Source organism: Pseudomonas sp. KBW05 (assembly GCF_003852405.1).
Lineage (GTDB): Bacteria > Pseudomonadota > Gammaproteobacteria > Pseudomonadales > Pseudomonadaceae > Aquipseudomonas.
The window spans coordinates 189717-201633 of record NZ_QAJM01000010.1; the positions used below are offsets into that span (position 1 = coordinate 189717).

Below are 11917 nucleotides of genomic sequence, written 5' to 3' on the forward strand. Positions count from 1 at the left end.
TCAACCATGTATCAACTTTTGTTAGAACAAAAAAAATCACAGATGTGCACTCATCCGTTATTTACCGAAATCAACTCACTTGGCAAGTTACAAGTGTTTATGCAAAGCCATGTGTTTGCCGTCTGGGACTTCATGACCCTCACCAAACGCCTGCAACAAGACCTGACATGCACACAACTGCCCTGGCTCCCACCGACCAACTCCGAGGCGGCACGGCTGATCAATGAAATCGTGCTCAGCGAAGAGTCGGACGCGCACCTGGAGCGCGGTCATTGCAGTCATTTCGAGCAGTACCGGTACGCCATGGCAGAAGTGGGCGCCAGCACCGTCGCCATCGATACCTTCATCGCCCTGCAACGCCAAGGTGTGAAGGCCACTGCTGCGTTGCAACAGATTGACGTGCTGCCGGGCGTGGTGCGCTTTGTCGCCAAGACCCTGGATATCGCGCTGCACGCGCCGACGCACTGCGTGGCAGCGGCCTTCCTGCATGGTCGGGAGAGTGTTATCCCCGCCATGTTCGAACGTTTGCTCAAGGGTTGCGAAATCATCCATCGCCGCGCCCCCACCCTGAGCTATTACCTCAATCGCCATATCGAACTGGACACAGAGGACCACGGGCCAGGCGCCCAGCGATTGCTGCAATACCTCACCGGCACCGACCCCGAGCGCCAGCAGCAAACCGCCGACACCGCCCTCGCGGCCGTGGACAGTCGCATCGCACTATGGGACGACGTGCGCGCCTCTTTGCAGAAGGTGTGCCCATGAACGTCAGTGATTACCACCGCGTGGCCGAAGACTGGGAGCGCCGCGCCACCGTCCGCACTCGCCCGCGGCGCTTGCTGGAAGACGACGACAAGTTGATCTACCCCCTGTCACGCCAGCCGCTGGCGCTCAGCGCGACGCTTCTCGAACAGTGCCCGCAATGGCGCGATTTTGTGTTGTTGCAGAGCTTCTACAAATTCATCAACGACGTGGTGATCTTCGAGACCGAGATCGTCGACAAGACCGCGCGCAGCATTGCCAAGAACCGCTTCTCGCTGCCCTTCCCTGCCACCGTGCGCTACGCCGCGATGACGGTGGTGGTGGATGAGGACTATCACGCCCTGGTCGCGCTGGACTTCCTGCAACAGACCGTAGGCATGACCGGTATCCCACCGCTCGACCTGCCGCCTCAGATCGAACTGAGCCGCGCCCTGCCGCTCGCGCTGGCACAGGCTCCAAAGCACTTGCGCGATGCCGTGGAACTGATCTGCGTGGCCATTGCTGAAAATACCGTCACCCATGATGTGGCGGCGTTCGCCAAAGACCACAGCGTCAAGGCATCCGTGCGCGGCTTGATGGCGGATCACCTGTGTGACGAAGGCCGCCACGCGCAGTTCTGGACGCACCTGGTGCGCCACTATTGGCAAGGAGCAAGCCCGGATGACCGCGACGCCATCGCCCATGTCCTGCCCACGTTCCTGGCGCACTACCTGACCAATGACCTGCAACAGCGCTTTGACCTGCAATTGATCGAACACCTGGACGTCAACACGGCGGTGCGCCAGGCACTAAGAGATGAAGTCGAGGCGCTGGTGTTTCCCATCACCCGCCAACACCCACTGGTCGGCAACATCATGGCCTTCCTGAAACGCAGCGGTTTGCTAAACACGCCCAGTGTGGCGCAGGCGCTGGGGGATTTTCTGCCCGTCGCCGGGAGCACGTCATGAGGCGCCTGCAGATCGGCTGGATTGGCACCAGCAAAGCCTTGCAGACCGTGCGGCAGTGGGTCGAGCAATACGGTCACGGGACTGCGCATGAGTTGGCCGACCTCGTCATCGAAGATGCCAGCCTGGCCCTACCGGCCCACTTGATCCAAGTGCCCAGGATCAGCCTGCGCCTGGGGGTTGGCCCGCTGACCGAACACGGCTTGCCCGCCTTGCAACTGCGCGCCTATGACCACCAACAACGGCTGCTGGCCACCCTGGAGGCACCCGAGGAACCGAGCGGCAACGGCCAGTGCTTGCGCCAGCAGGCGACCGACACACTGGCGCAATGGGCGGCCCTGCACATCAGCGGCTTCGCCCGCGACCCAGGCTATTTACCCCACGAGGCCTGCGCCAACTCGTGGCCTGAACAGGGCTTGCTGGGCCTGGACGCCGTGGCGTTCCTGCATCGGCTCAATCGCACCGCTGACCCGGACCTGCTGCAAGCCGCCCAAGTACCCATGATCGAACGCTTGCAGGCCAGCCTTCAAACCTTCGCCGAGCGGCCGGCGTTGAGCATCGCGGGCGATGTGCTGACTTATCGGCAATTGCACACTCAGGCGCTGGCAATACAACAACAACTACGACCGTTGCTGGGCGATCTTGCGGCGCCCGTAGTGGTCGGCGTGTGCCTGGAGAAATCCGCCGCGCTGTACGCCAGCCTTCTCGCCCTGCTGGGCTGCGGCGCGGTGTACCTGCCGTTGGCGCCGGAGCATCCACCACAACGCCAGCAGGCTCAGCTGGAAAGCGCCGGGGCCCGCGTGTTGCTCGACAATGGCCGGCACCCGTTGCGCGAGCATTTTGTTGCGCTGGATGTCAGCACCCTCGACAAACAGGCCACCACGCCAGTGTTGCTGCAACACCGCCCCAGCCTGGATGCACCGTGCATGGTGCTGTTCACCTCAGGCACCACCGGCCGGCCCAAGGGTATCAAGCTCAGCCAAGGCAACCTCGCGCATTTCACCGCGTGGTTCGCCAGCCGCATGGCCCTGAGTGAAGACAGTCGCGTGCTGCAATTCGCCTCGCTGGGGTTCGATGCTTCGCTGATGGACATTTTCCCCAGCTTGATCGCCGGCGCGCAGTTGATCGTGCCCAGCGCGGCGCAACGATGCGATCCGCAGCAATTGGTCGCACTGATCCGCCAGCAGCGCGTCACCCATGGTTTTTTACCGCCGGCGTTGCTCAGCATCCTGCCGCCGGATGCGCCCTTGGGCATGCAGCACCTGCTGACGGGCGGTGAAACCTGCGAGCCCCATGTCATCGAGCGGTTGGCCGGCCAGTGCCAACTGCACAACCTTTACGGGCCCACCGAAGCCACGGTGCTGGTCACCCACCGACGCCTGCAACCGGGCGACCGCAATTGCAGCCTGGGCCATCCCATCGCCAACAGCCAAGTGCTGATCCTCGACGACGACCTGCAACCGGTGGACGAAGAGGTGATGGGGGAACTGTTTATCGTCGGCCCGGGGGTGAGCCTGGGGTATGTGGACGCCGTACAACCGCAGGACAACCCCTTCGTGACCTTGTCACTGCCCGACGGCCAGACCTTGAAGGCGTATCGCAGTGGAGACATGGCGCAGTGGACAAGCGACGGCATCGTGCTCGGCGGACGGCGTGACGGGCAGTTAAAGATCCGCGGGTTTCGAGTTGAGCCGCAGGAAGTGGAGCAGTGCCTGCGCGACAGTCGGTTGTACCGCCAGGTGGCCGTGGTAGTGGGGCCCGAGTACAGAATCCATGCCGTGGTCGCCCAGCCGGAACCCGGCGCCACGCTAACGGCGCTCAAGCTGTACGCACGCCAGCGGCTGTCGGATTACATGCAACCTGGCGTGTGGGCCGAATTGCCGACCCTGCCCTACACAAGCAGCGGCAAGGTCGATCGCCAGGCGCTGCTGGGTTTATCGGCTCGACCAATGCCGGGCGCTACCGACCAGCCGGCGCAAACACCGCTTCAAGCACAACTGGCAGAGTTGTGGAGCGAGTTGTTGCGAGTGCCCGTGGCCGAGTTGTCTATCGACGACAGCTTCTTCAACCTCGGCGGGCACTCCATCTTGCTCTCGACGCTGCTGCTGCGGATCCGCGAGCGGTTTGGCCGCAGCCTGGCGTTGAACCGCTTCTTCGAAGCCCCGACGATTCGCACACTCGCCTCACTGATGGCAGATGGCGTGCCCTCTACTGCGCCGTGCAACCAAGCGCTTCGCGATGCCGAACGAGCGCTGTCAGTGCAGATGCTGGCAGCGGACCGCGCGGGCGACCCGCGCAAGGTCATCGTGACGGGTGCCAATAGTTTTATCGGCGTGCATATCGTCGAGGCGCTGCTGGCCGGTGGTGCTAAGCAGGTCGCGTGCCTGGTGCGCGAGTCACCCGGCCACTCGCCGCAGGAGCGTTTTGCCCAGGCCTTGGGCGAGTACCGCCTGGAGCACCTCGACCTGCGCCGGGTGCAGGTGTATGCCGCCGATATCAGCCAGCCGCGCTTGGGCCTGGCCGACGATGTGTATGACCACCTCGCGGAGGATTTTGGCGTGCTGGTGCACAACGCGGCGCGGGTCAACCATGTGTTGGACTATGCCACGCTGGCCAGGGACAACGTCGATCCGGTGCGCGAATGCCTGCGCCTGTGCGAAACCCGCTGCAAGAAGGTCTTCAACTTCATCTCGACGCTGTCGGCGTGCAGCAGTGTCGACGCCGCAGGGCACGTCCTTGAAGCACCTGCCGCAAGCAGCCTGCCGCTGTACATCAAGAACGGTTACAACCTGACCAAATGGGTCGCTGAGCGGTTGGTCGGGCGCGCGGTGGAACAAGGCGCCTGGGTGAATATCCTGCGTCCGGGCAATATCAGCTTCAACAGCCGTAGCGGGGTTTGCCAGCCGCACAAGAACCGCCTGATGCTGATGCTCAAGGGCTCGTTGCAATTGGGTTTGGTGCCGCGCCTGGAGGCAAACCACGACCTGATGCCGGTGGACTTTTTCGCGCAGTTTCTCGCCTTCCATTGTGGCCAGTGTGAACCCGGGCGCAACGTCTTCAACCTGCACAATCCGCAGCCACTGAGCTGGAACGACTACCTCGATGCATTCAGCCAGGCAGGCTATCGGTTCGAGCGAGTCAGCGTGGCCCGCTGGCAACGCGCGCTGCAAACGATAGACCGCGACAACGCGCTGTTTGGAGTGCTGGGCTTTTACCTCGACGGCCTGGGCGAAGACATCGGCGATACCGCCATGATCCATCACGCCAACGCGCGCCGGGGCGTGCAAAAAATGCGCGTGCAGTACCCCGAAAAAAGCCCGGCGTTGTTACGCCGGGGTTGTGACTATCTACAGGCCATCGGCTTTCTCTGAACCGCGCCAGGACATCTCCATGAAACCGCTGCAACCCGATACATTGATCCGCAACCCCGTTGGCGCACCGGTGGTGGCCCAGGTGGTGGCCGCCTGCGATGCCGCTCAACTTTGGGCGTTGGTCGGTGATTTCGCCGGCTTTGATGCGTTTATCCCAGCCCTGTCGCACATCACGATGACCGGCGCTGGGATCGGCGCCTTGCGTACGAAATTTTTCCGCGATGGGCATTGCGCCGTCGAACAACTCAACAGCCGGGACGACGACGCCATGTGCATGACCTGGACGACGCTCTACAACACGTTGGGAATTGCCAGGCTATGGGCGGCGATGCGTGTGGAGGCACTGGGCGAACACAGCGCCAGGGCCACTTGGACGATAATTGCCGAGCCGGTAGAAGCGGCGCGGGCGGGGTTTGAACAGTTCATGCAGGCGTTCGCCGACAGTGCCCTGGACAACGTGCAGCGGATGCTCGGCTGAGCGGCAGGAGCGAGAACACTCGCTCCTGCGCACGTCGTCAGATCTTGAAGCTGTCGACCAGTTGCTTCAAGCGACTGGCCTGTTGGGACAACGCGTCGCAATCCTTCAACGTTTCGTTGAGGTTGGTAACGCCTTGCTGGTTCAGCAAGTTGATCTGGTTGATATCCACGTTGAGGGTTTCCACCACGGCGGTCTGCTCCTCTGTCGCGGCAGCGACCGATTGGTTCATACCGTCGATCTCGACGATCCGCTGCGTCACGCTGATCAGGCGTTCACCGGCCTGGTTCGCCACTTCGACGCTTTCTTCGCTGGAAGCCTGGCTGGCGTTCATGGTGGTCACCGCCTCACGCGAACCCACTTGCAGCGAAGTGATCATCTTGTGGATCTCTTCGGCCGACTCCTGGGTGCGGTGCGCCAGGTTGCGCACCTCATCGGCCACCACGGCAAACCCACGCCCGGCTTCGCCGGCACGGGCCGCTTCGATCGCGGCGTTGAGCGCGAGCAAGTTGGTCTGCTGGGAGATGCCTTTGATCACATCAAGAATGTGGCCGATGTTGTCGGTACTGGCATTCAGAGTTTCGATCTGCGTGCAGGACAAGCTGATTTTTTGCGAGAGCTCAGACATCGCCAGGATGGTTTGCTCCACCACTTTGCGCCCATCGTCAGCCTGTTCGCTGGCACCGCTGGCGTGCTGGGAAGCATCGGCGGCGTTGCGGGCGATTTCCTGGGTGGCAGCCCCCAGTTCGTTGATCGCCGCCGCCACGCTGTTGGTGCGCGCGCTTTGCTCGTCCGAGCCGATGATCGAGGCGTTGGACGAGGCCATCACACGCTGGGACAGATCATGCACCTGGCGTGTGGCCGACGACACTTCGGAGATGGAGGCATGGATACGTTCGACGAACTGGTTGAACGCACTGCCAACCTCGCCGAACTCATCTTTGCTGGTCACGGCCAGGCGGCGGGTCAGGTCGCCCTCGCCTTGCGCGATGTCCTGCATGGCCACGCCCATGGTGGTCAGGGGACGCAGCAGCACTTGGATCAGCAGGCTCAAGAGCACGGCGATCGCGACCACGGCAATCAGCATGGCAATCAACGCAGAGGTGCGGAATTTACCCAGCGGTGCATAGGCTTTGTCTTTGTCGATCGACAAACCGATGTACCAATCTGCACCCGGCAAACCGCTGATCGGGGTAAACGACAGGATGCGGTCCTGGCCGTTGAGGACCACGTCCTGGTTGAGCTTCTCGATCCGCAGTTGGGCACCTGGGTAGATGTCCTTGAGGTTTTTCATCACCTGGTCCTGGTCCGGGCTGACGATCACCTGACCGTCACCGCTGACCAGGAACGCGTGGCCGATGCCGCCGAAGTCCACCGAGTTGATGATCTTCACCAGGGTTTGCAGGCTCAGGTCACCGCCGACCACGCCGAGCAGTTCACCGTTTTTCTTCACCGGCATGGCAATGGTCACGATCTGCCCACCCACGGCGGCCATGTACGGCGGCGTCAGCATGGGCTTGTCGGCAGCCACGGCCTGCTTGTACCAGGGGCGCTGGCGCGGGTCATAGTCGTCGGGCATCTTGGCGTCAGGGCGCTGGGTGAATACACCGTTGGTTTGACCAACATAGGTGAACTGGAAGTTCGAGGTGAACGCCGGTTGATCGACCAGCCCTGGAAGGTCCGCAGCGCTGCCTTGATGCGCGACGTTTTGCGCGAGGTTCTCGAGGACCAGGATGCGCCCGCTGAGCCAGTTCTGCACACTGCTGGCGGTGAGCTCACCGGATTGCTGGATGGATGACTCCAGGTTCTGCTTGATGGTGCTGCGCTGAAGGTAGTCGTTGTAAAGCGTGAATAACGCGAAGGCTAGAACCACGACGCCTGACGCGGCCAACAGAATTTTATGACTGAACTTGAGATTCATTTCATCGACTTCTTTTGCCAAAGGGGGGTTAGCGTGCCGAACGGAGCATGGAACCGACCGCTCTATTTCGGTGCACGCATGGCTCGTCAGGCTTTCGGCCAAGCCACGGCAAAACTGAGGAAATTGTGGGATGTATCTGATTTTTACGTAGGAAACCGACCAGCGGTTGTCGTACAAGGATCAGAGTTGCAAAATTTTACGGCCTCCCAAACAATGCGACTAATTATCATTTGTGACGTTTGGCCAGGTCTGTGTGAATGCCATCTTCTGAGTACATCCCGCGTGAAAGCGTTGTACAGACGCTTTACCTCACCCATCACAACTGGCTGAACACCTGGCTGCGCAGTCGTCTGGGCAACGCCTGCGATGCTGCGGACCTGGCACAAGACACCTTTGTGCGCCTGCTCCAGAAGACCGAACGCTTTGAACTCAAGGCGCCTCGGGCGTTTTTGCGCACCATCGCCCGGGGCCTGGTGATTGACCACTGGCGCCGCGAGGAAATCGAACGGGCTTATCTGGAGTCCATCGCCCACTTACCCGAAGCATTGGCACCCAGCGCTGAATCCCGCGCGCTGGTGCTAGAGTTGCTCGAAGAAATTTCCCGACTGCTTGAGGGGCTGAAGCCCAAGGTGCGTAAGGCATTTCTTTTGGCTCAGTGCGACGGGCTGGCGTACAAGCAGATCGCGCAGCAGATGGGTGTATCGCTACGCTCGGTCGAGCGTTACGTCGCCGAGGCGCTCTACCACTGCTATGTCCTGCGTTATGAAACATGACGCCCATGGATAACGTGGTTCGCTTCGGCCCCAGCCCCGAGGTGGTCAAGCAGGCTATCCACTGGACGCTGCGCTTGCGTAACAACCGCGCCAATCTGCGCCTGTACGCGCAATGTGAACACTGGCGAAAAGCCCACGGCGACCACGAATTGGCCTGGCAGCGGGTGCAGGCGTTGCAGCAGGAGTTGAACAGCCAGCTGGCGACGATTCCAGGGGTGCATAGGGCGCTGGAAAACAGCGCGCAGGGCCTGAGCCGGAGACAGGCATTGAAGACGCTGTCTGGCGTGCTGGTAGTGGGCTCGGCGGCGTGGCTCAGCCGGGATGTCAGCGGTTGGCAGCGTTGGACCGCGGATCTGGCTACCGCCACTGGCGAGCGCCGCAGCGTGCAGTTGCCGGATGGCACTCGTGTGCAACTCAATACCGACAGTGCAGTGGACCTGGACTTCAACGTGCAGCAGCGAATGATCACGCTGCTGCGCGGGGAAATCCTGGTGACATGCGGCGCTGCTTCTTCGGCGCCCTTGCTGGTGCAGACACGCCATGGTTTGTTCGAGGGTATCGATGGGCGTTTCGCTGTGCGCCAGGCCAGTGACTGCACGCGGTTGAGTGTGGTCAGCGGCAATGTGGCCATCCACTCACCGCATCAGGTGAATGGGCTTTCGACGCAGGTTCATGCCGGAGAAAGCTATCTGGTGCGTCAGACGGGAGCCCTCCTCGCCCCGCCGTTGGAGATGGACATTGGCGCTTGGGCGGACGGGTTGATCGTGACGCGGGATATGCGCCTGGCCGACTTTCTTGCGGAAGTCGGGCGTTATCGTCATGGCTACTTGGGCTGCTCGGCTGATATCGCCGATTTGCGGTTATCGGGGGTTTTTCGCCTGGAGGACACCGATAAGTTGCTGGCGATCCTGCCACAGACGCTGCCGGTTCGATTGCGCTATCGCAGCCGTTGGTGGGTGAGCCTGGAGCGATCGGCCTGAGTTTTTTTGGCGGCTTTTTTCCGTGAGTCCGGCTTAGACAGTAAGCCCTCTATCTGCCTTCACGGATCCTAATCATGACTGTGTGTTTTCCCCGTAATTCGTCCTACCCATTATTGAGTAAAGCCGTACGTGCGGCGCTGCTGTCGACGGCAATGGGGATCAGTGCAGTGCCGCTGGCCGGCATGGCCGCGCAAGCGGGTGCCGAGCAAACCCATCAACGCTACGAGATTCCTGCCGGCCCGCTGAGCGCGGTGCTCAACCAGTTTGCGCGACAGGCGGGCATCACGCTGTCCAGCACACCTGCTTACACCCAGGACCGGCAATCGTCTGGTCTACACGGCGAATATTCCATCGAGCAGGGTTTGAATCACTTGCTCAATGGCTCAGGGTTGCAGGCTGTTTCCGCAGATGGCGTGAGCTTTGTAGTACAGCAGGCGCCAGAAGATAGCGCGCTCACCTTACCGACCACCGATATCAAAGGCTTTGCCCTGGGCAATGCCTTGGGCAGCATGGAAGGCTATAACGCGACGCACAGCCAGATTGCGACCAAGACCAGCACCGCCTTGCGGGAGACGTCGCAAACCGTCTCGGTGGTCACCCGCGAGCAGATGGACGACCAAGGCTCCCAGACCGTTGCCCAAGCCATGCGTTACACGCCGGGTGTGCTGACCAACCCCTATGGCGCGACGCATCGCTACGATTATGTGGCGATGCGCGGTTTCAACGACGGCTCTGTGGATAACATTTACCTGGATGGGCTCAAGTCCATGGGGGACAGCGGCACCTACAGCACCATGCAGGTCGATCCGTATTTCCTGGAGCGGGTGGATATCCTCAAGGGTCCGTCTTCGGTGCTGTATGGCCGCAGTTCTCCCGGCGGGCTGGTGGCATTGACCAGCAAGAAGCCCCTGTTCGAGCCTTATCATCAGGTTCAGGCGACGCTGGGCAGTAACGGCCAACGGGGCATGGGTTTTGACTTCAGCGGGCCTGTAGATGACGACAAGCGTATTGCCTATCGGCTGACTGGGCTGGCGGATAAGTCCGACACCCAATTTGACCATGCCAAGGAGAAGCGCTTTGCATTGGCCCCGACCGTCAGCATCGACTTTACCGAAGACACGTCACTGACGCTGCAAGCCTATCTGCAACATGATCCCGACGGCGGCTATCACGGCGGCATGCCGGCGGATGGCGCATTGCATCAGCGCAATGGCCGGCGAATCTCCAGCCATTTTTTCGAGGGCGAGCCTGGGGTCGATGGTTACAAGCGTGATCAACAGTCGTTTGGTTATCAATTCGAACATCGCTTCAATGATGTCTTCACGGCGCGGCAAAACTTCCGCTATCTGGACTCCAAGGTGCGACTGGATCAGGTGTATGCCTATGGCTGGACCAGTCCGACCAGTAACGAGCTGAATCGCTACTACTCCGGAGGTGATGAGAAGCTGCATGCCTTCATCATCGATAACATGCTGCAGGCTGAGTTTTTTACCGGGGCGACCAAACACACTGTGCTGGTGGGTGCGGATTATCAGCGACGTAAAACAGTGGTGGACTGGACCAGCGGCTCATTGCAGCCTATCAACGCGTTCAACCCGGTGTATGGCAACTCGGCGATCAGCTATTACAGCCCGACCAGCTACTTGCGACGGTTGGAGCAGACCGGCGTCTATCTGCAAGACCTGATCGAAATGGATAAATGGCGGTTTTCCCTCGGGCTGCGTCAGGACTGGGTCGAAACGTCCGATGAGAATCGGATTGCTGAAGCGAACCGGCCAGCAGGCACCGAGATCAGTGATAAGCGCACCAAGCTTACTGGGCGGGCAGGTGCGCTCTATCTGTTTGATAACGGCTTGGCGCCCTACGTCAGCTATTCAGAATCCTTCAATCCCAACTCCTATTCGGACAGCGCAGGTAACCCGCTGGCACCCACCGATGGGACGCAATGGGAGGTGGGGTTGAAGTATCAGCCGCCAGGTACTGACAACCTGTTTACCGCATCGTGGTTTCGCATCGATCAGGAGAACCTGGCAACCAAACTGCCGCAGGAAAACTTCTATCGCGCTGTAGGTGCCGTCCGCTCCCAGGGGCTTGAGTTGGAAGCGCATCTGCAACTGACGGATAACCTGAAGCTTTTGGGCAGCTATACGTTCACCGATATCGCGTATTCCAAGTCGATGGTGAGCACCTTGAGCACGGCCGATAATCTGATCGAGAACAAGGGCAACTCACCGACGCAGGCGCCTCGTCATATGGCATCGGTATGGGCGGATTACAAATTCAATAATGGTGCATTGGACGGTTTGCGGCTTGGAGGCGGGGTGCGGTATGTGGGCTATAGCTGGGCGGATGCGGAAAATACGATGAAAGTCCCGGCCTACACGTTGCTTGATGCTTCGGTGGGGTATGACTTGGGCAAGGTTGGGTTGAAGGGTATGGATGTGCGGGTGAATGCCAACAACCTGACCAATGAGACGTATGTTGCGTCCTGTGCCAGTCTGAACTTCTGCTACCTGGGGGAGGAACGTAATGTGAGCGCAACGGTGAGTTATCAGTTCTGATTCGCTAGCGCTCGAACCAAGCCAGCGCCTGTGATTCGGCGCTGGCTTTTTTGTGCCTGCTAAACGACAAAACCCCTGTCTGCGTTAGCAGACAGGGGTTTCGGAATTCAATCTTGACGATGACCTACTC

At 60.5% G+C, this 11917-nt stretch carries 8 protein-coding genes; 7 read left to right on the top strand and 1 reads right to left on the bottom strand.

Translation table 11 applies throughout. From position 1 onward, the window contains the following. Positions 1-6: 6 nt before the first annotated feature. Genes DBR46_RS11615 through DBR46_RS11630 form a run of 4 tightly spaced genes read left to right on the top strand, consistent with a single transcriptional unit; the run spans position 7 to position 5555 of the window. Complete coding sequence (locus DBR46_RS11615) at positions 7-765, top strand: DUF3050 domain-containing protein (protein ID WP_124526298.1); 759 nt, start codon at positions 7-9, stop codon at positions 763-765. Beyond that, positions 762-1709: a diiron oxygenase gene (locus DBR46_RS11620; protein WP_124526299.1), complete on the top strand. Its 948-nt coding sequence runs from the start codon at positions 762-764 to the stop codon at positions 1707-1709. Before DBR46_RS11615 ends, DBR46_RS11620 begins: the two co-directional genes overlap by 4 nt. Continuing rightward, positions 1706-5077, top strand: a complete 3372-nt coding sequence (locus DBR46_RS11625; protein WP_124526300.1) for an amino acid adenylation domain-containing protein — start codon at positions 1706-1708, stop codon at positions 5075-5077. The genes DBR46_RS11620 and DBR46_RS11625 overlap by 4 nt, the downstream gene beginning before the upstream one ends. 19 nt (positions 5078-5096) lie before the next feature. Then, positions 5097-5555 (top strand): SRPBCC family protein, encoded by a 459-nt coding sequence (locus tag DBR46_RS11630; RefSeq protein WP_124526301.1) that lies wholly within the window; start codon positions 5097-5099, stop codon positions 5553-5555. 37 nt (positions 5556-5592) lie between these two features. On the opposite strand, the gene DBR46_RS11635 is transcribed toward DBR46_RS11630, so the two are convergent. Further along, positions 5593-7473: a methyl-accepting chemotaxis protein gene (locus DBR46_RS11635; protein ID WP_124526302.1), complete on the bottom strand. Its 1881-nt coding sequence runs from the start codon at positions 7471-7473 to the stop codon at positions 5593-5595. Between the two features lie 257 nt (positions 7474-7730). On the opposite strand from DBR46_RS11635, the gene DBR46_RS11640 reads away from it, so the two are divergent. The 3 genes from DBR46_RS11640 (at position 7731) to DBR46_RS11650 (ending at position 11787) form a co-directional block, all read left to right on the top strand. Beyond that, entirely contained in the window at positions 7731-8246 is a 516-nt protein-coding gene (locus DBR46_RS11640; RefSeq protein ID WP_124526303.1) for a sigma-70 family RNA polymerase sigma factor, read from the top strand. Further along, complete coding sequence (locus DBR46_RS11645; protein WP_124526304.1) at positions 8243-9226, top strand: FecR domain-containing protein; 984 nt, start codon at positions 8243-8245, stop codon at positions 9224-9226. Before DBR46_RS11640 ends, DBR46_RS11645 begins: the two co-directional genes overlap by 4 nt. Positions 9227-9300: 74 nt before the next feature. Then, complete coding sequence (locus DBR46_RS11650; RefSeq protein WP_124526305.1) at positions 9301-11787, top strand: TonB-dependent siderophore receptor; 2487 nt, start codon at positions 9301-9303, stop codon at positions 11785-11787. Positions 11788-11917: the final 130 nt, after the last annotated feature.